We start from the raw sequence: 25,829 nt of genomic DNA, 5'->3' as shown, positions 1-25,829 counted from the left end.
TTATCTCCTATATGAGAGAAGTTTCATTCATCAAGCAAAATAAAGAAAAATGGTTAGCTTTCGAAAAAGCCATCTTTAATAATGACTTTAAAGATGCAGACGAACTGGCTTCTCAATACATTCATGTAATTAACGATCTGGCTTACGCACAAACCTATTACCCCAAAAGTAAGGTAATTGTTTATTTAAACCAGCTGGCCGCCAAAGCTTTTCAGAAAATTTATAAAACCAAACGCGAAGACAGCAATCGACTGGTGAGTTTCTGGAAAACCGAAGTCCCTTTAATCTGCTACCAGTACCGCAAGTTTATTTATGTGGCCTTCATCATCTTTTTTGCCTTTACCTTTATTGGAGCCATATCGGCTGCCAACGATGGTGAATTTGTACGTTCCATTCTGGGCGACGATTACGTAAACATGTCTATAGAAAATATTGAAGCCGGCGACCCGGTAGCTGTGTATAAAAGCGGCAGTAACTGGGGGAGTTTTATTGGTATTACCATAAACAACCTGAAAGTGGGGATTATCTCGTTTATTCTTGGGGTGTTTGGTGGTATTGGCACCATATATATCCTGTTTAAAAACTGCATCATGCTGGGCTCGTTTCAGTATTTCTTTTACGAAAAAGACGTATTCTGGGAGAGTGTTCGAGGTATCTGGATTCACGGCGCTATGGAAATTTTCGCCATTATTATTGAAGCCGCCGCCGGATTAATTCTTGGGGCAAGTATTCTATTCCCCAATACCTATAGCCGCATGACCTCGTTTAAACAAGGGGCTAAAACCGGTGTGAAGATTCTCATCAGTACCTTTCCGTTTACCTTTTCGGCAGGCTTTCTGGAAGGTTTTATTACCCGTTACAGCAACATTATGCCGCATTGGCTGTCGGTAGGCATTATTTTAACCACGCTAAGCATCATTACCTACTATTACCTGATATATCCGTTTAAAATTCAGAAACAAATTACCCAAAGCCTCATATTAAATCGCCCTTGATATTAAAACGTTTACATATTTACACGCTACTTGTTTTGATGCTTTACTGCTATCAAACCGTTACGGGATTACCTGTACAGGAGCCGAAACAGGAACGCGAATTTGATGAAAATTTTAAGGAACGATATAGTGACGATACTTTTAATTATGAAGGTATTGATATAGTAGGCCATACACAGGAAGGTTCAGGTGAATATGTGGATTATAAAGAGCAAAAGGTTAAGGTTAAAGAACAGAATAACGACAATTACCTGAATATGAATTTAGGGCCGCTGCGCTTTATATTCTACATCGCGATTGCTTTGGCCGTCATTGGTTTGGTTTACGTATTATTTAAGGAAGGTGGCAATGGCTGGTTTCAGTCGAAACAAAACCGAAACATTGCACATCATCAGGAGATTACCTCTGAAAACATTGAGCATACCGATATCAGTCTATTGATTAAACAGGCGGAAGACCTTGGCGACTACCGACTGGCTATTCGCTATTTCTACCTGCTGGTATTGAAAAATCTGAGCTTAAAAAACCATATTAAGTTTGAAGACGACAAGACCAATAGCGAGTACCTGAATGAAATGAGTAACACCCCTTTCAGCGACAACTTTGCTTACACTTCCTATTTATACAACTACATCTGGTACGGTAAATTTCCGGTAAACGAAGCCCAGTACAACAAAGCCAAAGGCAATTTTACAACCCTGTTAAACCTGGTGAAATAATGAAGAAAGTCTTACCATTTATCCTCATTATTGTCGTCCTGATCATTACTGCATCGGTTGTGCTTTCGGTACGTACTACCAAAACGGTAGACTGGGAAGAATCCTTTAACGAAAAGAGCAACAAACCCTACGGAGTAAGTATTCTGTATAAGGAATTACCGAACCTGTTTAAAGATAAAAAGATTCGAACGGTGTACCATCAGCCGGCGAGTTACCTGAGTGTAAATAGTGAAGACGGCAACGGCAAACATATAGCCAGGGGGACGTTTATGATTATTGGTAATTCTGATTATTTACTGGACGATTCCATTGATGAACTGATGCGTTTTGTGAGTGATGGCAACACCCTGTTTATTTCCGATTATGTGTATCCGCAGAAAATACACGACACCCTGCAAATCAGTATCGATTATATTGCCAACGAAAAAGACAGCATATCCTATTTATCTTTTGAAAACAGAACCTTAAAGTCGACTAAGATTGACAGAAATGTGGGTGACAACTATTTCTCCCGTTTTGATTCCATAAACTGTAAAATTCTGGGCTATTCAAAAATTGACTATAAACATGTGAATTTTATTGAAGTGCCTTTTGGAAGTGGTTCCGTATTCCTTCATACCGAACCAAAGATTTTCACTAATTACAACCTGTTAAAGGATGACCGTTACCAGTATGTTGAGGGAGTCCTCTCCTATTTTCCCGATACCGATATTTACTTCGACTCGTACACCAAGATTCAAAAAAACTATTACGGTGAAGTGGAGAAAACCTCTAACCTCAGCTGGTTTTTAGAGCAAACCGCCTTCCGATGGGCCTGGTATACCGCACTCATCTTTACATTACTGTTCATGATTTTTAACGCCAAACGCCGACAACGCGTAATTAAAATCATCAAACCTTTACAAAATACCACAGTGGCCTTTGTTAAAACGGTTTCTAATTTATATTTTGAAACACAAGATCACAAAAACCTGATTGACAAAAAAATAACGTACTTTTTAGAAAAAGTAAGAAGCGATTATAATATCAATACCGATACTCTTGACGATGAATTTGTTTCCAGGTTGGCATCGAAATCGGGTAAGAAAAAAGAAGATATTAAAGCACTGATTAAATACATTAATTGGCTTAGAACAAAAAACGAGTTTTTTGAAGAAAACCTAATCAAGTTAAACAGGCATATCGAAGCCTTTTACAACTACTAATTATGGAAGAAAACATGCAACCCCAAGACCACAGCGCCTTTTTACCAAAACAAGACGCAGGCGCACAAATAGAAACTACCGATAATGCAGAGACTAACGGCTTAGAGTTTCAAAACCGTTTAGACCTGTCGGAATTACAAAACAGTGTGCAAAACATTAAAGCCGAAGTAGGTAAGGTCATCGTTGGTCAAAAAGATATGGTCGATATGCTTATTGCCTCGCTATTAGCCAAAGGACACGCCTTAATTGAAGGTGTTCCAGGAGTTGCCAAAACAGTAACGGCAAAACTTTTAGCCAAATCATTAAGTGTTGGGTTTAGTCGTATACAGTTCACCCCGGATTTAATGCCTAGTGATATTTTAGGAACCTCGGTATTTAACTTAAAAGTGTCGGAATTTGAGTTTAAGAAAGGGCCTATTTTCTCGAACATGATTTTAATTGACGAGATTAACCGTGCTCCTGCCAAAACACAAGCAGCGCTGTTTGAGGTGATGGAAGAACAACAAATTACCATCGATGGTAATAAATATAGTCTTGATGGGCCGTTTATAGTCTTAGCAACACAAAACCCTGTTGAACAGGAAGGCACCTACCGATTACCGGAAGCACAATTAGACCGCTTTCTGTTTAAAATAGATGTGGATTACCCGAATCTGGAAGAAGAAATTGAAATTCTGGTACGTGAGCACGACCTTAAAGAAAAAGAAAAAACGGCAACCATCACATCATTTTTAACCGCCGAACAAATAGTAAAATATCAGACTTTGGTGAGTCAGGTTCTTGTAGAGCAACATTTATTAAAATACATCGCTGAACTGATTGTGGCTACACGTAACAATCCGTTTTTATATCTGGGTGCTTCACCAAGAGCTTCTATAGCCATACTAAAAGCTAGTAAGGCCTTTGCTGCCATGTCTGGTCGCGATTTTGTAACACCTGAAGACATTAAGCGCGCATCGGTACCTGTATTACATCATCGTGTTATTGTAACGCCGGAGCGCGAAATGGAAGGAGTTACCAGCAAGCAAATTATCAAACAAATTATTGAAACGGTAGAAATACCAAGGTAAATATATAAATCCAGTGCACATTGAAATTCTTTAAACCCTTTTACATACAACCTCGTTTTTTCTATGCCGGCATTGGCATTGTCGTGTTATTTGGTTTAAGTTATTTCATTCCGGTATTATTCAATATAGCACAGTTATCTATTTTAGTTCTGGTCCTGTTATTTGTGATTGATTTCCTGACGATTTTCATCGGAAAGCATAAAATTGAAGCCGAGCGTATCCTTCCTGATAAGTTTTCCAACAGTGATAATAATACCGTCAATCTTCAGATTAAAAATAATTACCCAATTTCAATTCATCTGGAAATTATTGATGAAATTCCGGAGCAGTTTCAAAAGCGCGATTTTAAAATTAAGCATCGTGTAGCACCGAGGCGCTCAAAAAATATCAGCTACAAGTTACGCCCTACCGAACGTGGTGAATATCATTTTGGGAGTTTAAATATTTATGCGACTTCGGTTCTAAACCTGGTTGCCAAGCGCTTCACCTTTAGTAGTGATGCTATGGTGCCCACCTACCCGAGTTTCAAACAACTTAAAAAGTTTGAGTTATTAAACATCAACAAAAACTCTCTGGAATATGGCTTGAAGAAAGTCCGTCGTCTGGGGCACACCATGGAATTTGAACAGATTAAAGATTATGTAATGGGTGATGACCTGCGTACTATTAACTGGAAAGCCACTGCCAAGCGTAACCAGCTTATGGTTAACCAGTTTCAGGATGAGAAATCGCAACCCGTATATTCTATTATTGATAAAGGGCGTATTATGAAAATGCCTTTTAATGGATTAAGTCTGTTAGATTACGCCATCAATTCAAGTCTGGTCATTAGTAATGTGGTGTTGAAAAAACACGATAAAGCAGGTATGCTATCGTTCTCTAAGCGTATAGATAATGTGGTAGTTGCTGAGCGTCGCAGCTCTCAAATGCAACTGATCCTGGAAGCGCTTTACAACGTCAACACCGATTTCTTTGAAAGCGATTTCAGTAGATTGTATGCCAATATAAAACGTCATATTACCAACCGTAGTTTATTGTTAATGTATACCAACTTTGAAACTATGGATGGCTTAAACCGACAATTACCTTACCTTAAGGCCATTGCTAAAAGTCATGTATTAGTGGTTATTTTCTTTAAGAACACCGAATTGGAGACCCTAATAAAAAACAAAGCCGAAACCGTACAGCAAGTTTACGATAAAGTGATTGCCGAAAAGTTTGATTTTGAAAAACGACTGATTGTAAACGAACTAAAAAAATACGGCATCTATTCCATCCTTACTACACCTGAGAATTTAACCATTGATACCATTAATAAATATCTGGAGATAAAATCGAGAGGCTTATTGTAACATGCTGTTTTCACAATTCATCCGGTTAAAACCACAATTGAGTCACTTCTTTTATAATTACTCCAGTTCATTATAGACTTTTGATACACAAACCAATACAAAAGTCATTATGCAAACTATTTCAACACTTATTTTATTAGTCTTATTTACCACATTAAGCTTCGGACAAGAAGAAGAAACAGGACACAGTATTACCGTAAGCATCGATAATATAACCTCTAACGAGGGGCATGTTTTATTAGGATTACATACCAAAGATACTTTTATGAAAGGCAAAGGTATTCAAACTCTGAAAAGCAAAATAGAAGATGGCAAAGTAAAAGTAACCTTTAAAAATGTTACTCCTGGCGATTATGCGATTATGGCTTTACACGATAAAAACGATAATGAGCGTATGGATTTTGATTCCAACGGTATGCCTCAGGAACCTTATGGCATGTCTAATAACCCGATGAGTTTTGGTCCTCCACAATTTCACTTAGCACAATTTAAAGTTACTGATGAAGATTTGAAACTTGCTATTCGATTTTAATAATTAAGACGCTATTAAAAAAACAAAAGCCCTCAGTAACTGAGGGCTTTTACAATATAATCAATCTAAAATCGGAAGATTTAGCTTAACCAAGCTTTCATCATCCAAACTGTCTTTTCCTGCTCAGTAATGAAATCACTCATCATAGAGTTGGTACCTTCATCATTAGCTTCACCAGCTTTATCTAAAATATCACGCTCAATTTTTAATAACTCTGTTAACGAATCTACAATTAATGTTACCGCCTTTTCATCCTGAGATATGTTCTTACCTACCGGTACTTGTGCATGAGCTGCATAATCTTCAAAGGTATGGAATGGTGTTTCTCCTAAAGTTAAAATACGTTCAGCTATCTCATCAACCTTTGCATTAGCATCGGTATATAACTCTTCAAACTTCACATGTAAATCGAAAAAACGCTTCCCTTTAATGTTCCAGTGTATTCCTCTAAGGTTCTGATAATAAATTTGAAAGTTAGCTAAAAGGTGATTTAAATCGTTTGCTAATTCTTTTGCTTTTACGGTATCTAAACCAATACTATTTAATGTCATTATATAAATGTTTTAATTATTTGTCGTTTGTATTTACTACAAATTTACTCTATAAAAGCCGAACAAACAATAAGTTTTATTGATAGTTTTTATATCTTTATAGCCTAAATTGATACCTAATGACAATAACACAATTATACTATGTTTTGGCCGTTGCCGAAAACCAAAACTTCACCAAAGCAGCCGAAAAATGCTTTGTTACCCAACCTACTTTAAGTATGCAAATTCAAAAACTGGAGGACGAATTATCAATCCAGATTTTTGACCGAAGTAAAAAGCCAATTGAGCTAACCGATGTGGGTAAAAAAATTGTAACTCAGGCGCGAAATATTGTTAACGAGTCTTACAGAATACAGGATATTGTCGACCAGCAAAAAGGATTTATAGGAGGTGAATTTAAATTAGGAATCATTCCAACGGTGATGCCTACCCTGCTACCTATGTTCTTAAAGAATTTCATAAAAAGACACCCGAAAGTAAAACTAATAATTGAGGAGTTAACAACAGACGAAATAATAGCACGTATTAAAGACGGACATTTAGATGCTGCCATTGCAGCTACGCCATTGGAAGATGATGCTATTAAGGAACGTGTGTTATATTTTGAGCCTTTTGTATCTTACATACCTAAAAACCACAAACTACACACCAATAAAAAAATTGATATCGCAGAATTAGATGTTAGCGATATGCTGTTACTGGAAGACGGACATTGCTTTAGAGAAGGTGTATTAAACTTATGTAAAGCATTTAAAACCCAGCAGGACGAGCAATTTCAGTTAGAAAGTGGTAGTATAGAAACCTTAATAAAACTATCTGATGAAGGTTTAGGCATGACCCTTCTTCCCTATTTACATACCTTAGATATTAACGATAAAGAAAAAGAAAATTTACACTTCTTTAAAGAGCCTTCACCTGCACGTGAGGTAAGTTTAATTTATCATAAAAGTGAGCTGAAAATGCAGATAATAGAAGCCTTACAAGATGTTATTCTTGGTGTAGTTCGTGGTGCTATTGCCTTTCAGGACGTACAAATTATAAGTCCGTTAGCATCCAGTAAAAAATAAAAAAAGAGGCGACCAATTACGGTCGCCTTTTCTTTATGGTTTTAAGTATACCAGACACTGATTCAATTCCGGGTTTTGCTGTATTAAAGACTGAATGAAAATCTTGAGCTCTTCCAACTCGTAAGGTAGTAATCGCTCAACCGCCTTTTGTACTTCTTTGCAAAACAAGTTAGCATCAAAACTAACTTTATTAAGTATAGTTTTAGTATACTCTAGCATTGCTCTTGCCATGATTTATTAGGGATTTTAAGTTTATTCTTTTAAAGTAGATGTTCTTAATAGGCATTATTTTAATCGTTATTTAAAACACTTAAAAATAATAAAAAAATAAACATAGCGGTCGATAAAGTGTAAAATTTAACGGTTTATTAGTTTATTAACAATTAAGAAATCCAAAAACCCACAGTACATAAGGTTTTACAAACTTTATTGTTAATATTTTATTTTATTAAAAAAAATATTAGATTTACACTATAATTCTCTCAATCTCTCAAAATTTATGAAAACAACAATTGCTATTATCAAAAACATCGATACATAAGAAAGACTTTTTGTAATTAAAAATACAAATGATGTGACCGCCATTAAAATAAGCGTGTCTAAACGTGCGTAGTATTGACATTACTATGTACGCATAATAATTGCTATTTAATTAACAAAAAACTAAATCCTCTCTCAAATCTATGGATGTTTTTAAACTATTCACGCTCGTCGGCGTTATGACATTTTTTCATTTAACATATGCGCAAACAGGACCTGGTGGTGTTGGCTCTGCAGATGGGACTTCAAACTTAATTATGTGGTATCGCCCAGATAGCGGCATCTCTACTACTGGTAACTTAATTGACAACTGGACTAATGCTGCAGGCTTAAGTGATTTTGATTTAAACGAAACGGATACCCAAAGACCAACCTTACTTTCAGGAAGTCTTAATGGTTTTAACGAAATTTATTTTAACGGAAGTAACAGATTGCGCACTGACTTAACGCTTAGCAGTTCAAACTTCATATCAAATCAAGCCTCGACTTTTGTAGTGGCTAAAGCAGATAATACAACACAACAATCCGCTGTTTACACTACAGATCCTCTTGAAAACAGCACGAGATTTTCGGCACATATTCCCTGGAACGGATCTGTATACTACGATATTGGGACCTGTTGTACATCTGATGCCCGAATTGAGGTTAGTGGTCTTTCAGGACTTACCAATTATTCAATTTGGTCGTACGATGCCCATCCTTCATCTGGAAAGCAGCTTTATAGAAACGAAACCTTGATTGGTGACGAAAAAAATAGTTCAACCTATACCTCCTACGCCACCCAACGTTTTAATTTAGGAGGTAACACCACAGGTACTAATGGGTTTTCAGGTAATATGGCTGAAATAATCATTTTTAAAGAGAAAATTAATGAAACACAGCGTATCATTATAGACAACTATTTAGCAGCGAAATATAACCTGACTTTAGACAATTACGATCTTTATACCCAAGATACTCCTGCAAATGGAAATTTTGATTTTCATGTGGCTGGAATTGGGAAATATGGAAACTTTGATGAGCACACAGATGCTCAAGGAACTGGTATTGTTCGAATGAACAATCCTTCAAAATTATCAAAAGGTGATTATTTGTTTTGGGGAGAAGAATTTGAAAATCCTTCCTATAATTTTGAAACTAATACAATCAATTATACCGAACAACTAAATTCAAGATGGCGTATTAGCCGATCTAAAAATGCAGGAAGTGTTACTGTTTCCTTTGATATAAGCTCAATGAATTTATCAGGACTTCAAAGTTGTAGTTCTTTACAACTTGTTATTGATAATAATGGTGACTTTTCTTCACCAGAATCAGTTATTGACTTAACCATATCTGGAAACACGGCTTCAGCAACTTTGGTGGATTTTAAAAACAATGATTATTTCACACTTCGATACATTGATCAAATCGTCTGGGATGGCACCATGTTTTATAATGGCTCCGGACCTTCAAGTGCACCTGACGATTCTGATTCCTGTTATAAATTGCTAGTTAAATCAGGTGTAAATTCGGCCGATATCTATTTTGACACTCATGTTAGGGAAATCGAAATAGAATCGGGAGGTATCTTGAATATTATGGACGGTCTATTAATTCAAGTTGAGGAAAAGGTTACTATCAACGGATTGTTTAATCTTCTAGGCGAAGCTCAACTTATACAAAACCACAGAAACACGAGTTCAAATTCAGGTTCAGGGTATCTAAAAATACAACAACAAGGCACCTCAAATTTATATAATTATAATTACTGGAGTGCTCCTGTTAATAGAAACGGTTTTTGGAAAATTGCATATCTGGAAGACAATAATGGTGTTGTTAGTTTTATAAGCGGGTATAATGCAAATCCTACAACCACCTCAATATCCTTAAGCAAATATTGGCTATACAGTTTTAATGGAACGGCAGGAAACTACTATTCATGGAAAAAAATATATCCAAACACCAATATGATTCCTGGTCTTGGTTACACAATGAAAGGTTCCGGAGCTTCTACTCCGGAACAAGAATACATTTTCAGAGGACTTCCTAATGATGGTGAATATAATTTTAATGTTACTGCGGGTAACGATATATTAATCGGCAATCCTTACCCTTCAACTTTAGATGCTGACCAGTTTATAAACGACAACCTTTCTGTAATTGATGGAATACTTTTATTCTGGGAATCCTTCTCCACGAACAATAGTCATGTTTTAGCAAATTATGAAGGAGGTTATGCTACTTATACCTTAATGATGTCAATTCCTGCTATTGCTTCTACAGATTTAATAAGCGGGAAAGGAAGCACTTCAAAACCCGAACCAACAAGATATATTGATATTGGACAAGGTTTTTTTGTGAATATTGATAATTCAGGGGTTTTGAATTTCAACAATGCACAGCGCGCTTTTGCGAGAGAATCTCTAGACGAAACAGTTTTTTATAAAACAACAACAAAATCTAAAACTACAATTGCAGAAGATGAAAGACCAAAAATCTGGTTTTCTTTCACAGACCCCCGTGGATATACTAAAGTTATAGGATTAGGCTATGACAGTAACACAACGTATGGCTATGATAAAGGCTATGATGCGATAGCTACCAGTTCACAAAACGATTTACTTTGGAAACTAGATGACGGCAAAACCTTATCCATTCAAGCTTTACCTGAAATAAACATTGACGATAAGTTACCTCTAAATATTAGCATAAAGAATTCAGGTAACTATATATTTTCAATTCATAAAATGGAAAACGTTACTGACAACTTAAACATCTATCTATTTGATAGCTATCAAAATACATTTTACAATCTTAGAGAAAATGATGTGAATTTAAATTTAGATTCAAGCACCCCAGCAGATCGATTCTCAATTGCTTTTAAGGAAGATGTAACCTTGGAAACTAAGGAAAATAATAGCAACAAACTGTATATTAGTTACAATAAAAATTCAGAATTATTAAAAGTTTACAACCTACCCAATGACACTTCAAATTTAGGCATCTTCAATGCCTTAGGGCAATTGGTTATGAAAGTAAATATTTCAAATTCAGAAAGCATTTCACTATCCAGTTTGAATGATGGTGTTTACTTTTTAAAAGAACTTTCAAACATACAAAACATGAAAGCATTAAAATTTATAAAATACTAGATAAAAAATAAAGGCTTGGAAATTCCAAGCCTTTATTTTATGATGTTCAATTAAAACCTGTTATCGCCATCGAGTAAATTACCTAAACCTCCAAGAATACTACCTTCTCCTCTATCCTTTCCACCTGCTTGTGGTGCCGATGCCCAAACACGACCAGCGAGTCGACTAAACGGTAAAGATTGAATATATACCACTCCTGGTCCTTGAAGTTTTGCATAAAATAAACCTTCACCTCCAAATACGGTATTTTTTATACCTCCAATAAATTCAATATCGTAATCGACATCTTGAGTAAATCCGATAATACATCCAGTATCTACTCGCAAAATCTCCCCCGACTGAAGTACTTTTCTAGCCATGGTACCACCAGCATGAACAAATGCCATACCGTCGCCTTCCAGTTTTTGCATAATAAAACCTTCGCCTCCAAAAAATCCACGCCCCAATCGTTTAGAGAACTCAATACCAACACTGACCCCTTTAGCGGCACATAAAAATGCATCCTTTTGGCAAATAAATTTTCCGCGATATTCGGTTAAATCTATAGGTATAATTTTTCCTGGATATGGAGAAGCGAACGACACTTTTCGTTTTCCAGGTAAAGTATTATAGAACGCTGTCATAAATAGACTCTCTCCCGTTAATATACGTTTACCGGCACCAAGTATTTTTCCTAAAAATCCGGAATCGTTTTGGGAACCATCCCCAAAAATAGTTTCCATTTTAATACCGTCGTCCATCATCATAAAACTTCCTGCTTCGGCTACAACGGCCTCTTGCGGGTCAAGTTCTATTTCTACATACTGCATTTCTTCACCGTATATATTATAATCAATTTCGTGCGCTGTCATTTTTACTTTTTGTTTTTTGATTTGCTTATTGGTTGAATTGTTTGCTTAATTGTTACAACAATTTTTAAAAATTAAGATTTAACCTTTACACTCCACTCGAATTCAAAAGACGAAACCTCTACACCTTCACTATTCAATCCTACCGAGCGTAATTTAACGGTTTGCCCTTCAACGGTTTCAATTGCTTTCTGTAAACAGTCATCAATTAAAGCCCCATCATAACATGTAAAAGTGATTCTTCCCGTTGCTTTTTTAGTAAAAACTGCTGTATTAGAGGTAACCAACATGGAGATCTTCTTTCCTGAATTTTGAATTTTATCAATCATTAAAGCTCCTGTAGAAAGTTCGGCGGCCATGCCTTGTACCGCCCAAAACATAGAGCGAAATGGGTTTTGATTTATCCACCGATATTTTACCGAAACCACACACTTTTTATCATCAAGATACTTGGTTCGTACACCGCAAAAGTAAGCTGAAGGCAGCTTAAACAAAGTAAAAGCATTTAATTTCCTGGGAGTTATACTCATGAATATTTAGGTTTAGTTTTTACTAAGGTATAAAAATAATGCACATTTTAATTTGTTAAATTTTTGTTAATTTTAAGTACTATGCGTAACATAATACCTGTTTTAAGACATATATTTGCATAAGAAACTATTATATGTTTTTAATCATGCTAGACCAACATCAAAAAAACATCGCAACATTCATCCACTTATCAACCTTCAGCAGGTTTATAGTTCCGTTTGGAAATTTCCTTGGACCAATCATCCTATGGATAACGAATAAAGATAAGTCGGAGTTTATAGACGCTCATGGCAAACAGGCTATTAACTTTCAAATAAGCATATTACTATATGCCATTATTTTAGGAACCTTAACCATACCATTTTTTGTTTTTAAGATTTTTAGCGGTATAAATATTTTCAATTTTGATGGTTTCCATTTCGATTTTCACAAAGCTTCACCACTATTATTTGTTGGCGGATTTTTAGGAATCATTGCAGTTATAGGCTTTATTATGGAACTGGTTTTTATTATCGTTGCCAGCTTAAAAGCCAGAGATGGGGAGTATTATCAATATCCTTTAACCATTAATTTTTTAAAATAATTTCATCAATTATATACTGAATTATTTCAGTTTTCATCAATCAAACATCAATCAAAAAATGAACAGTTTTACAACCTTAAAATGCTTTAGAACATGAAGATAGAGAACACAAAAGCACAAATGCGTAAAGGCGTTTTAGAATTCTGCATACTATCGGTCTTAAAAGACGACGATGCATATGTAGCAGAAATTTTAGACACTTTAAAAGACGCAAAACTGCTTGTGGTAGAAGGCACGATTTACCCACTACTAACAAGACTAAAAAACGCCGGACTTCTTAATTACCGTTGGGAAGAAAGCACTTCGGGACCACCCAGAAAATATTACGGTTTAACCGAAACAGGAAAATTATTTTTAAAAGAATTAGATACCACTTGGAGCGAATTACAAAACGCCGTTAACATAGTAACCAACACAAAAGCAAACAAAAATGAATAAAACAGTCAACATAAATTTAGCAGGTATATTCTTCCATATTGATGAAGATGCATACTTAAAATTACAGCGCTATCTTGAGGCTATAAAACGTTCATTTACCGACTCTCAAGGACGTGCAGAAATTATTGCAGATATTGAAACTCGTATTGCCGAACTATTTAGTGAGCGTTTGCAAAGCGAAAGACAGGTAATTGGCAATAAAGAGGTAGACGAGGTAATCTCTATTATGGGGCAACCGGAAGACTATCTTGTAGACGACGAAATATTCGAAGATGAGCCACAAGCTTTTTCATCAAACAAATCGAAAGCTAACAAAAAACTATTTAGAGATACCGACAATTCTTATATAGGTGGAGTCTCGGCTGGGTTAGCTCATTACTTTGGTATAGATACTATATGGATTCGTTTAGCATGGATTTTATTAGTAGTCGCTGGTTTTGGAACAGGTATAATTATCTACATTTTACTTTGGATATTAGTTCCTGAAGCTAAAACCACTGCCGAAAAACTAATGATGACCGGTGAACCGGTGAATATTAGCAACATCGAAAAAAAAATTAAGGACGGATTCGATTCGGTAAGCGAAACAGTTTCTGATGTAGCTAAAAACGTATCTGATTCGGTATCGGGAGCTGCGAAGAAGGTTGACATAAAAAAGCAAGGCAATAAAATAAAATCGAGTTCAAGAACATTTTTCGATACCCTTGCCGATGTTATTATGTTCTTCTTTAAGATTATAGCCAAATTTATCGGTCTTATTTTAATCCTGATAGGAGCGTCTACCTTAATTGCTTTAATTATTGGATGGTTTTCATTAGGGGCGATAGATGTTATTCCTGGAACAGATTTAGTAGGCATTGTAAATGCCGGAGGAACTCCTGTTTGGTTGGCATCAGTCCTTGCCTTCTTAGCCGTTGGTATTCCGTTTTTCTTCCTATTTTATTTAGGATTAAGAATTCTAATTACCAATCTGAAATCTATAGGTAAAGTTGCTAAGTTATCGTTATTAGGATTATGGCTGTTTTCTATTATAGGTCTAACAATTATAACGATTAAAGAAGTGAGCGAGCATGCTTATAACGAACACTACATTGAAAAAATGTCGTTAGAAAACACTGTAACCGACACTTTAATGGTAAGCTTTGCTGATAACGATATTTTTAAAAATCCGTTTTACAGAAGTAATGACTTTAAAGTAGCCACTAACCATGATGGTAAGAAGAACATCTTTAGTAAAGATCTAAGAATTCAAGTAAAGTCAACTACTGATAGTTTAGCATCTATCCGTATAGAGAAAAGTGCCGATGGTAGAAATTACGAAAAGGCTTTAGATCGCGCTAAAAATATTGAATACAGCTATACTTTTAATAGTCATGAATTAATTTTAGACCCATACTTCACCACACCAATTTCTAATAAATACTGTGAGCAGGAAGTATTAATTACGCTGTATTTACCAGTTGGAAGCGTAGTTAAATTCACCAAAAACACTGAATCGTTTTTAAATTACAGAACGCATTCTAACAACATAGTGTCTTCTAATCAAGTAAATCATTATTTAACAATAAACAACGATACTGTTATTTGCGATACTTGTGAAACAGAAAATGATGAAGAGGAAGACAATGATATTGAAATTAACATTGATATGCCTCAGGTAAAAATTAACGATAAGGGTATTGAAATTAAAACCGGAGACAAACAAATTTTAAAAATTGACGAGAATGGTATTAATGGCAATTCTGAAAATGTCCGCGTAAAAATCGACTCAACAGGCATTAATATCACTTCAGAGGAAATCGAGGAAGAAAACAATTAACAATTCATCATCAAAAAACAACAGTTCAATCATTTAAGTTATTCATCAAAACTATAAAACCAGATATTTGAACTAAATAAATCAATCAAAAAACGAACAGTCATGACAACACTAATCAAAATTATCGTAACCACCATATTAAGCTTGAGTCTATTCTCTTGCAATTTCGATATTAACTTCAACTCAGGAGTAAAAGGCAATGGCAATGTAACAACTGAAGAACGTAACATTTCAGAACCTTTCTCAACGATTAAAGCCACCGAAGGGCTTGACGTTTACCTAACACAAAGTGACAAGACAGGAGTAACTGTAGAAGCCGACGAAAATTTACAAAGCCTTATTATTACTGAAGTTATTGATGGTACTTTAAAAATCCATTGTGAAAAGAACATTGGCAGATGTAAATCTAAAAAAGTAATGGTGAGCTTTACGGATATCTCAAGTATCAAATCAACCAGTGGCAGCGACGTATATTCTACCAATACCATCATGGTTAATGATTTACATTTAGAATCAACCAGCGGAAGTGACATGAAACTAGATGTTAACACGAATAGTTTAACCTGTAAAACCACAAGCGGAAGTGATTTAAAAGTATCAGGAACCACGAAAAAACTTATTGTGGAATCGACAAGTGGAAGTGATTTTAAAGGTGCTAACCTTATTGCAGAATCAAGTCAGGTGAAAGCCACAAGCGGCGCTGATATTACGGTAAACACTTCAAAAGAATTAACAGCTGATGCCAGTAGTGGTGCCGATATTAAATACTTAGGAGAACCTGAACAAGTAAACAAAAACAGTAGTTCTTCTGGCAGTGTAAAAAAACAATAGCCACTAACCAACCCTTTATATACATAAAAGGCTTCACGATATTTTTGTGAAGCCTTTTTTCTGTAACACTATTCTCTTAAAAACCAGCATGTGCTTTTGTGTTTTCTTTTATGTTATAGTCCTTTGTTTTTTCGGAAGTAAAATTCCATTTTATAACATCTTCAAATGTGTTACCGTCCTTTTCAGCTACAGCTTTAATGGTATTTCCCTCTTTTGTAAGATTTACATTTTCAAAAATATAACATACGTCTGTCGTTCCCATTTTAGGATTTTCTAACAAAGTACCGTTTAAATACACTTTAGGTTCGCCTAAATTTGAATAGACTTTTATATTAGTTTTTTGCTTTTCGCGCTCTACCATTCGGCGCTCTGCTAAATACAAAACCGGTTCTTTACTCCAATTGGCTTTATACCAGTAAAACGCATCTTTTTTAGTCTTTCTATCGAAAGTTACCAATCCTTTGTGATTGCGGGCTTCAATACCACCATTATTCCATTTTGGCACACAAAAATCAAACATGTTCCACACATAAGAACTCAAAATATTTGGATTATTCTTTATGTGTCCATACTGAATTTCATGAGTTTTTGTTTGATAGGTTTCAGGATAAAAAGGCAGTGTATAATTCCAGGTGTCACCCAAAAATTCGGTTTGATGATTTGGGTTTCCTCCTGCACCGTATTCGGTAAGCATCACTTTATACTCCGAGTAATTTTGCTGAAGTCCCTTTGCCCATGTGTCTAAACCGTCCACTTTGCCTTCATACCAACCATAATATCTGTTCATTCCCTGAATATCTGCATTTAAATTTACCGGATGATCCATGTGCCCGTAACCATTTACTGCAACTGTGAAGCGCCCCGGATCTTCAGATTTTGCCAAATCGTGAAGTTCTTTAGTTAATTGGGCCGTATAATCGTGAGGTTTATACACTTCGTTATGAAGTCCCCAAACGTAAATGGATGGATGGTTATAATTTTGACGAATTAAATCTACTAATTGAGACTTAGCATTATCGCTTTCCTGACCGCTTACACGATTAACAAACGGAATTTCAGCCCAAACCAATAACCCTAAACTATCACATTTTGCATAAAAATATTCAGATTGCTGATAATGTGCCAAACGTACGGTGGTTACTCCCACTTCCATAATCATCTCTAAATCGATGTCGTGTTGTTCTTTCTCTAAGGCATTACCAATACCCCACCAATCCTGATGGCGACACACGCCATACATCGGGTATTTTTCTCCATTTAAAAACACGCCTTCACCAGCAACAACCTCAACTTTTCTAATTCCTAAAGGCTGAGTAATTTCATCTAAAACCATAGCTCCTTCAGTAATGGCCGTTACCACTTTATACAAATACGGATCTTTACGGCCTTGCCACAAATGAGGTTTATTTAAGATTAATGATGTTGTAAATGTTTGAACACCCTGCGGACTTAGAGAAACTTTTTCGTCTTTTTTAGTCACTAATTTACCTTCTTGATTATATATTTTATGTTCTAAATTAACCTGCTGAAGATTTTTCAGTTTACTTGAAAGTTTCACTTTTACAGAAACATTTGCCTTTTTATTATCTATGACTTCCTGAGAGATATACACGCCATTTGAAGCATGATCGGTGACATCAATATTAATTTGATTAGTGGTTATTAACCAAACCGGACGATGAATTCCGCCGTAAACACCAAATAAATTATGGTTTATAGGAATAACATCTTGACGTGCTTCGTTATTTACTTTCAACACAAAAGTATTCTCTTCACCAAAATTTACAGCTTTTGTAATTTCAAAAGAAAAGGCTGAATATCCGCCTTTGTGATTACCAACAAACACGCCATTAACATACAAATCAGCCACCTGACCAACGCCTTCAAATTTTAAGAACAGACGCTTATGTTTTAATGCTTCATCGACTAAAAAGGACTTTTTGTAATATGCTTCGCCTTGGTAAAACACACCGTGCTCAACTTGCATATCTTTAGCATTATAGGTATGTGGTATTTTTACATCCGTCCACTTTTTATCCCAGTCTTGCATAAACGCTATGTTGTCTGTTGTAAATGGTCCTTTTTTAAACTGCCATCCTTCATTAAACGATTCTACTTTTCTACCGGTTTGTGAAATCCCTAATTGCGTTATTAAAATAACTAATAGGAATGTGATAATTTCCCTTTTCAATTTTCCTTTTTTGTAATTCATTATTTTATTAAGACTAGTTACTTACAAAAAAAGAATATTATTAAGTTGATGTGGTAGACATTTCTATCAAACTAAGGTTTCATTTTAATCAATTAAAACGCATGTTTAAATAAAGGTTCAAATGTTCAACCACATTTCATTTTATTTAACCTCACCGGACATATTCATAAAAAAAGGCTTCACAAAGTATTGTGAAGCCTTTTATATTTTTTTTAAAAGAATCTTTTATTTATTCTACTACTAAATTAAAATCTATGAATATTTCATTGTCAACTGTAATTAGACCAAACATTTTCTTAGGTTGTTCTAAATTATAATCGCTTAAACACACTTTTAAACCGCCATTGATTAAAGTACTACCATTCTTTTTTACAGTAACTGGTATTTTATACTCTCTTTTAATTCCGGCAATTTCAACATCTACCAATGTTTGAACATTATTTTTATCTTCCAAACTACTGGTTTCTTTTAAAATGAGTTTAATCTGCGGATAGCTTTCTGATTTCAGAATTTTCTGAAAATCTCTATTAATACCTTTTCCGCCACAATCGAAACAACCATTGTCCAAAACCAGCGCTGTTTCTCTAAATTTTAATTTTTCTCCATTTGAAAAATAAGTTACAGATACTGGATTTTTAAGACGTTTGGAATCAAAAACACATTTAAAAGTATTTACATTGGTTGTACCTTTAACTACTAATGTACTTTTTGAAGACACAACAATCGACGTGTTATTTACCGCAGTATCCTTATTTGTAAAAGCTAATGCTGCTAGTATAAACACTATGAACACAACTCTTCTCATTTTTCTTTTTCTTTTAATTCTTTTATAAAGATAATAAACAAGTCTCTAAAGTAATTGTTTAGTCGAAAGTTTAACTATTTAACAATACTTTAGAGACTTTATCTACTACTATTTAGCTATTAATCGTTCTTATTTTTATTTTAGAAACTAATTACAGCTTCCATCATTAATCCATTGAATTTACCGTCTTCATAAACGCTGTTTGTATAACCATCATAAGTTTGGTTCATATATTCAGCTTTTAAAAGTACATTTTTAGTCATGAACCATCCAGCACCTAATTGGAATCTGTCGATAGTTACATCTCCAAAAGTTTCCTCAGAATCTACTGTATTATAACGACCTCCTAAGAAGAATTTTTCATCTTGACCAAAACGGTAAATAACTTCTCCTGCATATTGCATAGTATTTCTATCATCGTCACCACCTGTAGCACTTTCAATAGTACCAAATAACTCTAAACCTTTGTATTTTACAAATGGGTTAATCATGAAAGATGTAATACTACCGCTAAAACTTGGAGCAAAACGACCAGATCTAAAGTTATCTGAAGTTGCAGCTTCTGCTTGCATTACATGGTAATATCTAGAACCTGTACGGTCTGCACTATATAAGTACAATCTAGATGCGTAACCTGTGTTATATAACGAACCTGTTAAACGTAATCTTAAATCGTCGTTTATTTGGTTATCGTATCCTAATTTAGCTAAGAAAGCAGCACCTCCAGTTGTTCCATTAGAACCAGCTTCTACAGATTGGTTTAATTTACCATTAGTAAAACCAACCATACCAAATAGACCTGAATTGGTGTTATAATAAACTTCAGCTCCTACTTCTGTAGTGAAAGCATCCATAATTAAGTTACCAACAAATGGATTGTAAATGGCTTGCGCATTATCTGTTCTTCTAAAGTGTGCATCACCGTAGTTATTCTCCATATGTCCAATTTTAATGGTCGTATGTTTCATAAACTCACTTAAAAATCCTTCGCTGATAAAATCTAATTTATCAATTTGGAAATACCCACCTTTTACATATGGTTCCGGGTGGTGACGAGATGATAAATAGGTTCTTAAGTGCATACGAACACCATCATAAAGCGCTACATCTAAATCTAAGTTTGCTGTTGCAAGATTGAAATTTGAACCTATTTCAGCTAATGGTACTGTACCTGAATTTTCATGGTCTAACCCTTGAAATTGTAAAGCGAACGAACCACCCACACGTACTTTAAGACCATCGAAACTAGAAATGGTATCTTTTTGTGGTTCGAAGACATTTACACCTCTTTGGTCTGGTTGCCTGTAATTATCTAAATCTCTATTATTTTGCGCATAAAAACTAACTCCTGCTAGTAAGGCTACGCCTAAAATTGCATTTTTGAAAATTGATTTCATGATTCTAATTGTTTAAGTTGTAAAGTGTTTTAAATTGATTTATAAAAATATGTGGTTGAAAATTTGATTTATTTTAATACGGTTGAGTATTTTACTGTTACTTCATCGCCAGTAGTGATGGTTCCGAACATGGCTGTAGGAGGGTCAACTTTAAAATCTGTCATTTTAAACGTTTTTTCTCCATCTAATGTAATTTTAGAACCGTTAATAGTAACTTTAAAATTCATTGGAACATTTTTAGTTGTTCCGGCAATAGATAAGTCTCCTTGCGCTTTTACTTCGTAAACACCGGACCCTTTATCTGTAACAGTATTAACTTTAGTTAATTTAAAGGTTATAGATTTATACTTGCTTGAATTTAAAGCTTTGTAAGTGTTTTTATCCATACCAGATTTTCCACTTTTTAAGCTTTCAGTTACAATATCTAAAGTAAGCTGGTCTATTGTGCACGCTTCTGTGCTAGAAAATTTTATTTTACCTGATTGATTTTCAGCATCAATATGCCAATCGTGTAAACTTGAGGTTCCGTAAACTTTTAATGAAGATTCTTTGTTTACTAAATTATATTCCTGTGCCTGAACCTGACTTAAACCTACAAATAGTATCAGGACTAATCCTAATACAGTTACGCCTATTTTTCTAAATTTACTCATCACTTTTATGTTTTAAATTATACGACAAATATACATTTTACTTGAATTTTGAAACTATGATTTTTATCATGTTTCGGTTAAATAAACTTAATCAAACACTACAAAAAAGAACTTAAACAACTGATATTCAGTTTTATAATATTAATAAAAATATTACACGCATCAAAGTGTATTTCGATGTATTTTTTGAGATATTTTTAAATTTTAACATAACCAAGTCTAAGATTTTACTTAAAACAGGTAAACCTATCCTTAAAAATAAATCATGGGAAGAATTGGGAATTCAACTGAGAATATACAAAATTTATTTACATCTTTTCGCTATTCTCACAAAACAATACTAATTTTACTACATATAATATAAAATGACACGTATAAAAAAATCCTGAAATAATACTGTTTCAGGATTTTATAATATAAACTTCACAACCTTTTACATTGGTAATTCCGGAGGCGATTCTCTATGTCGTCTGGACTCTAAAGTTTCTAAAAACGCGACCAATGCGCCTTTTTCCTCTACTGTTAATTGCAAGGCTTTTAATATAGGTGAGGTTGTTGGAAAAAGTGTATCATTTAATTGATGTGCTTTGCGTTTAGGCTGCGGCATCCCAGCGTTATACATATTTACCACACCTTCTAGATGTGGAAATAATCCATTATGCATGTATGGTCGCGTTCTGGATATTTCTCTTAAACTCGATGTTTTAAATTTCCCGACATCTTCTTTCTTTCCAGTAACTTCATAAAGCCCTAAATCTTCAAACGGACGACCATAATAAGTTAATCCGGTATTGTGAAACTGATTATCTGAAAAATATCCTGAATTATGGCAATTAATACATCTGGCTTTGGTTCTAAACAAATGCAAACCTAAAACTTCTTCATCTGAATATACTTCTGAATTACCGGAAATAAACTTATCAAATTTAGTACTCTCACTAACAATAGAACGTTCGAAAGTTGCAATAGCTTTTCTTATTCTTTGCTCAGATATTTGTGATGTACCAAAGGCTTTTTCAAAAAGTGCTTTATATCCTTCAATTTTAGATATGGTATCGACAGCCAGATTAATGTGAAAATTCATTTCCAATGAATCTTTAATAGGGAAATTAACCTGATCTTCAAGACCGCCTGACCTGCCATCCCAAAATAATTTTTCAGCGTAAGCGACATTTAAAATCGTCATAGAATTTCTTCGCCCCAATTGGCGGTTATGCCCATAACTGGTTCTTCTTCCGTCGTTCCAGCCAATTTCGGAATCATGACAACTGGCACAGGCTATTTGTCCGCTGGACGATAAACGCGGATCGAAAAACAGCGTTTTCCCCAACTCTCTTTTTTCTTTAGAATACGGATTCGTTTCAGGATGAACAACAGCATCTAAATGACCAATATCTTGAAAGTTAATAGCGGTTATCGAATCTAAATCGGGTGCCGGCCATTGCGTATAATCGCCACTACTATATTGCTCTCTAAGTACATTAATATCATAATACTGATAGGTTTTAAATGCTGAAAAAAGCACTACTAAAACCAGTATTGGAATAAAACTATATTTTTTCATCTTTAATAGCTAATAGTTAAGCTGGCAAGCCCGCTAAAACGTGAAGGGTCTGAACTTGAAAATGCATGCATTTGTTGTAAAGCAATCTGATAACCAGCCTGCAATTTCAGACTTACATTATAATGCTTTTGAGAATTGATATTAATAAAAGTTCCGCCACTTAAATTTAACTGATTCGCACTGTATAATTCATGGTTTGGAATAATCACTTCGCTATAAAAATCGCGCTGCGCGTAAGCTGCAAAATCGTTTTCCTGAATATTTTCTAAATCTGAAGTATTTCCCTGAATATACAATTCATCAAGATTCAACCTCAATGTACTTTTAAAAAACGGACTTAAAGCCATATTATCTGAAACGGCAAACGAACGCATAATGTAAGGTTGAAAATCTAAATTTGTATAATTTGAAGAAGTTGTCGCCAAAGCATCACGTTGTTCTACATTCCAAATTTTTGTACTCAACCCCATATCCCAAAATATCTTTTCTGAACTAAAATTTAAGTACGACACCCCTGCTTTCAAAGCATTTTCCTGAGCTGAATAAGTTTTTCCGCCTTTAGCATACCAAAAATTATTTCCAGAACTAAAATCGCCGCTTACATTAAACTTTACCTGTTTCAAAGGTGTTATTTTATATAAACCTAAAACATGTACCGAAAATGATTCTGGTTTATAACTTGCAAAATAATTTGAGGTATCATCTTTATCTACAACTCCATTATTTCTATACGTAAGCTGGTCTGCTGCTTTATACAAGGCATCTGCCATTATAGTTAAATTTTCCGTCTGGAACGTGTACCCTAAATGAGCCTGATGCTCGGTGAAGCGGCGCTGCGTAGAATTTTTAAACGGACTTGATAAAGAACCGTAACCTGACATCCATCTCACATAAATATCGTAATTAGCAGGTAGGTTTTTATCATTATTAGAAAACTTGATCTCATTATCACCATGAGTATACCCGTAAGAAAACGATGCTTTTATATGATGTTTTTCAGCTAACTTATAACTTAAACCCAGATTAACATCTAAGTTATTACAGGTTATTTCTGGTCTGGGGTCTAAATCAATACGATACTTATTAAACAACGTGTAATTCGTATTTAGTAAAAGTTTAATTTTAAAACTTACAGGCAAAATAAAACCGCCGTTTATATCATACTCCTGATTACTCCAGTTTCCTCCTTTTGAAACGCCGAAATAATGCGGATCGCTCATTACTCCATTTTCAGGTAAATCGTAAGACAGATTCCACTTTAAGTTTTTATAAAATTCTTTTGAAATGGAAATATCACCAAAAAACAATACGCCTTTTTTATTGCGGTACAACCCTTGAGTTTTTAAACCAAAGTTATTTATGGTTTCGGGTGTACGTCCATCTTTTAAATCACCGCTTTCGGTTTTAAAATATAAAGCTGAAGCCGTATAATCTTTAATTGAGGTAAACTGATAGTTTAAAGGAAATTTGCTTAACTCCTGCACTAAATCTTGAGCAAAAATTTGACGCACAGGATCCTGAATACTATCAGCTTTTTGTTGACCGAAACCAACTAAACTGACACTAAAACCTAGCAAAAAAAGAAAATACTGCTTCATAACTTTATTAGTTCGCAACGTAAAATTTAATTTCTTAAAAGCTTATTCTATAATGACTTCAGGGTGCGATAACACCATAAAATCGTTGCTGGAATTGTTAGTATCCTGATAAACTGTAATACCGTTTACTTCTTTACTTTTTCGAATTACCGATTCTGAAGAATAATGTCCAAGAATTGTAGAGATTTCACCAGCATCAATATCATCGGTTAAACGTTTTGGCTTTGCTTTAGAAGGATCATTTCGTTGTGTCTCAACACCATCAATAATTACAGCACTAGGAATTTGTAAATACACTTTAGTGTCCTCTGAATAATTTTCTGCAGCAATGGATGGCAATGGCACGCGGCCCCATGAATTTATAGCGTCATCATTTTCTTTAAAAAGCACAAAAGCGTCACGACCAAATGGATCTAAAATAAGATCTTTCCCTGCATAGGTTTTAAATACAATTTCCATGTTAGCTGCATTCGGGTTATCGATATCTGAATCTAAATACGAACTTCCAATAGATTCCTGATAATCTCTGTAATAAGCTTCAAATGGCGCATTACTTAAATCGATTGTTCTGTCTGGCTCCGGTACTTCGTAAACTTTGGTTTCTCCATCATTATCTAAAACCGTTAACGGACTTTTATGGTTAATAGCCGTAGCTGCAACAATCACGCTTTTTCTTGGCTCTAAAAGATGTTCTTCTCCGGTTCCTGGAAATCTTAATACCTCATCGGCGTAAACATAATTAGTATTTGCATGTTCAACATTGGCTTGGTTATACGACTGGCTCCAGTCGTACTGACCGTTAGCTAAATGATACGATTGTAATGTAGAACTTACTGAAGATGCCCCATATACCTGAGCAAAACATAAACCGTCTAAATACACAGCTTCGTTGGAGTTGTTATACACTTCAAAAAACAAGTCTCTGAATGAAGCGCCTAATTTCACATCGGAACCTGAAAAGTACACCTGTTTAATCAACAAACTTCCTATTTTTCCACTTACTAAAACCATTTCTACCAATCCTGTAGATTCCTGATTAATCGTCACGCCACTTAAAGACGCATTAAAACTAACCGGATCTGAAACTTCCTGCCCCCAATAGGCTGAATATTCTTCGGCCGTAAACACTAAAGACGCATTTACATTATATTTCCCTGGCACAACTTCTATATCAGCCATACCATTAGCATCTGTCGTTAACGTATATGTTTTGCCGTCATCGTTATTCACTAATGTAATAGCAACATTTGCGGCAGCTGCAAAATCGTAACCTTCATTAAAAGTTACCTTAAAACTATTATTTACGGGCATTACAAAATTATCGTCGTCATTACTACAAGCCATTAAAAAGCTTGTTAGGACAAATAGTAAAATCTTTTTCATTG

The 25,829-nt window shown here is 34.8% G+C and carries 23 protein-coding genes; 12 read left to right on the top strand and 11 right to left on the bottom strand.

Annotated elements, in window-relative coordinates; all coding sequences use genetic code 11:
* Positions 1-11: 11 nt before the first annotated feature.
* The 6 genes from R1X58_RS10590 to R1X58_RS10565 all read left to right on the top strand — a co-directional run bounded on the left by R1X58_RS10590 (position 12) and on the right by R1X58_RS10565 (position 5,873).
* Positions 12-995, top strand: a complete 984-nt coding sequence (locus R1X58_RS10590; protein ID WP_240572715.1) for a stage II sporulation protein M — start codon at positions 12-14, stop codon at positions 993-995.
* Positions 992-1,714, top strand: coding sequence for a hypothetical protein (locus R1X58_RS10585; protein WP_317292974.1), 723 nt, complete (start codon positions 992-994; stop codon positions 1,712-1,714). The genes R1X58_RS10590 and R1X58_RS10585 overlap by 4 nt, the downstream gene beginning before the upstream one ends.
* A complete protein-coding gene (locus R1X58_RS10580; RefSeq protein ID WP_240572713.1) occupies positions 1,714-2,919 on the top strand; it encodes a DUF4350 domain-containing protein in 1,206 nt (401 codons plus the stop codon). Before R1X58_RS10585 ends, R1X58_RS10580 begins: the two co-directional genes overlap by 1 nt.
* A gap of 14 nt (positions 2,920-2,933) precedes the next feature.
* Positions 2,934-3,989 carry an AAA family ATPase gene (locus R1X58_RS10575; protein WP_394804323.1) on the top strand — a complete coding sequence of 352 codons (1,056 nt, stop codon included), beginning with the start codon at positions 2,934-2,936 and terminating at the stop codon, positions 3,987-3,989.
* Positions 3,990-4,009: 20 nt separating this feature from the next.
* Positions 4,010-5,341, top strand: coding sequence for a DUF58 domain-containing protein (locus tag R1X58_RS10570; RefSeq protein WP_240572711.1), 1,332 nt, complete (start codon positions 4,010-4,012; stop codon positions 5,339-5,341).
* Positions 5,342-5,450: 109 nt separating this feature from the next.
* Complete coding sequence (locus R1X58_RS10565) at positions 5,451-5,873, top strand: DUF2141 domain-containing protein (RefSeq protein WP_240572710.1); 423 nt, start codon at positions 5,451-5,453, stop codon at positions 5,871-5,873.
* An 80-nt stretch (positions 5,874-5,953) separates the two neighbouring features.
* Here the strand turns inward: R1X58_RS10565 and R1X58_RS10560 are convergent, their stop codons facing one another.
* Entirely contained in the window at positions 5,954-6,424 is a 471-nt protein-coding gene (locus R1X58_RS10560) for a Dps family protein (protein ID WP_240572709.1), read from the bottom strand.
* Between the two features lie 119 nt (positions 6,425-6,543).
* On the opposite strand from R1X58_RS10560, the gene R1X58_RS10555 reads away from it, so the two are divergent.
* Positions 6,544-7,491 (top strand): LysR substrate-binding domain-containing protein, encoded by a 948-nt coding sequence (locus tag R1X58_RS10555; protein WP_240572708.1) that lies wholly within the window; start codon positions 6,544-6,546, stop codon positions 7,489-7,491.
* Between the two features lie 33 nt (positions 7,492-7,524).
* On the opposite strand, the gene R1X58_RS10550 is transcribed toward R1X58_RS10555, so the two are convergent.
* Complete coding sequence (locus R1X58_RS10550) at positions 7,525-7,722, bottom strand: hypothetical protein (protein WP_188217438.1); 198 nt, start codon at positions 7,720-7,722, stop codon at positions 7,525-7,527.
* 488 nt (positions 7,723-8,210) lie between these two features.
* Here R1X58_RS10550 and R1X58_RS10545 point away from each other — a divergent pair, with 488 nt between their 5' ends.
* A complete protein-coding gene (locus R1X58_RS10545) occupies positions 8,211-11,165 on the top strand; it encodes a T9SS type A sorting domain-containing protein (RefSeq protein WP_317292973.1) in 2,955 nt (984 codons plus the stop codon).
* Between the two features lie 50 nt (positions 11,166-11,215).
* On the opposite strand, the gene R1X58_RS10540 is transcribed toward R1X58_RS10545, so the two are convergent.
* Complete coding sequence (locus tag R1X58_RS10540; protein ID WP_240572706.1) at positions 11,216-12,016, bottom strand: TIGR00266 family protein; 801 nt, start codon at positions 12,014-12,016, stop codon at positions 11,216-11,218.
* Between the two features lie 71 nt (positions 12,017-12,087).
* Complete coding sequence (locus tag R1X58_RS10535) at positions 12,088-12,543, bottom strand: DUF4442 domain-containing protein (RefSeq protein ID WP_240572705.1); 456 nt, start codon at positions 12,541-12,543, stop codon at positions 12,088-12,090.
* Positions 12,544-12,689: 146 nt separating this feature from the next.
* Here R1X58_RS10535 and R1X58_RS10530 point away from each other — a divergent pair, with 146 nt between their 5' ends.
* From R1X58_RS10530 to R1X58_RS10515, 4 genes are all read left to right on the top strand, one after another.
* Entirely contained in the window at positions 12,690-13,127 is a 438-nt protein-coding gene (locus R1X58_RS10530; protein ID WP_240572704.1) for a DUF4870 domain-containing protein, read from the top strand.
* Between the two features lie 93 nt (positions 13,128-13,220).
* Positions 13,221-13,565, top strand: a complete 345-nt coding sequence (locus R1X58_RS10525) for a PadR family transcriptional regulator (protein WP_240572703.1) — start codon at positions 13,221-13,223, stop codon at positions 13,563-13,565.
* Complete coding sequence (locus R1X58_RS10520) at positions 13,558-15,384, top strand: PspC domain-containing protein (RefSeq protein ID WP_240572702.1); 1,827 nt, start codon at positions 13,558-13,560, stop codon at positions 15,382-15,384. Before R1X58_RS10525 ends, R1X58_RS10520 begins: the two co-directional genes overlap by 8 nt.
* Positions 15,385-15,486: 102 nt before the next feature.
* A complete protein-coding gene (locus R1X58_RS10515; RefSeq protein ID WP_240572701.1) occupies positions 15,487-16,215 on the top strand; it encodes a head GIN domain-containing protein in 729 nt (242 codons plus the stop codon).
* A gap of 76 nt (positions 16,216-16,291) precedes the next feature.
* Here the strand turns inward: R1X58_RS10515 and R1X58_RS10510 are convergent, their stop codons facing one another.
* The 7 genes from R1X58_RS10510 to R1X58_RS10480 all read right to left on the bottom strand — a co-directional run bounded on the left by R1X58_RS10510 (position 16,292) and on the right by R1X58_RS10480 (position 25,827).
* On the bottom strand, positions 16,292-18,427 hold the full coding sequence (locus R1X58_RS10510; protein ID WP_240572700.1) for a glycoside hydrolase family 2 protein: 2,136 nt from the start codon (positions 18,425-18,427) through the stop codon (positions 16,292-16,294).
* A gap of 229 nt (positions 18,428-18,656) precedes the next feature.
* A complete protein-coding gene (locus tag R1X58_RS10505; RefSeq protein ID WP_240572699.1) occupies positions 18,657-19,232 on the bottom strand; it encodes a YceI family protein in 576 nt (191 codons plus the stop codon).
* 140 nt (positions 19,233-19,372) lie between these two features.
* Complete coding sequence (locus R1X58_RS10500; RefSeq protein ID WP_240572698.1) at positions 19,373-20,629, bottom strand: hypothetical protein; 1,257 nt, start codon at positions 20,627-20,629, stop codon at positions 19,373-19,375.
* Between the two features lie 68 nt (positions 20,630-20,697).
* The gene (locus R1X58_RS10495) at positions 20,698-21,282 is read right to left on the bottom strand and encodes a YceI family protein (RefSeq protein WP_240572697.1); all 585 of its coding nucleotides are present in this window, start codon (positions 21,280-21,282) and stop codon (positions 20,698-20,700) included.
* Positions 21,283-21,715: 433 nt separating this feature from the next.
* The gene (locus R1X58_RS10490; RefSeq protein ID WP_240572696.1) at positions 21,716-22,846 is read right to left on the bottom strand and encodes a cytochrome-c peroxidase; all 1,131 of its coding nucleotides are present in this window, start codon (positions 22,844-22,846) and stop codon (positions 21,716-21,718) included.
* Positions 22,847-22,848: 2 nt separating this feature from the next.
* Entirely contained in the window at positions 22,849-24,444 is a 1,596-nt protein-coding gene (locus tag R1X58_RS10485) for a DUF6850 family outer membrane beta-barrel protein (RefSeq protein ID WP_240572695.1), read from the bottom strand.
* 42 nt (positions 24,445-24,486) lie between these two features.
* The gene (locus tag R1X58_RS10480) at positions 24,487-25,827 is read right to left on the bottom strand and encodes a DUF4876 domain-containing protein (protein ID WP_240572694.1); all 1,341 of its coding nucleotides are present in this window, start codon (positions 25,825-25,827) and stop codon (positions 24,487-24,489) included.
* Positions 25,828-25,829: the final 2 nt, after the last annotated feature.

The organism is Aestuariibaculum lutulentum, from assembly GCF_032926325.1.
GTDB classification, from domain to species: Bacteria; Bacteroidota; Bacteroidia; order Flavobacteriales; family Flavobacteriaceae; genus Aestuariibaculum; species Aestuariibaculum lutulentum.
The sequence above is the reverse complement of the archived record's forward strand: the minus strand, read 5'-3'. Positions and strand labels throughout refer to the sequence as shown.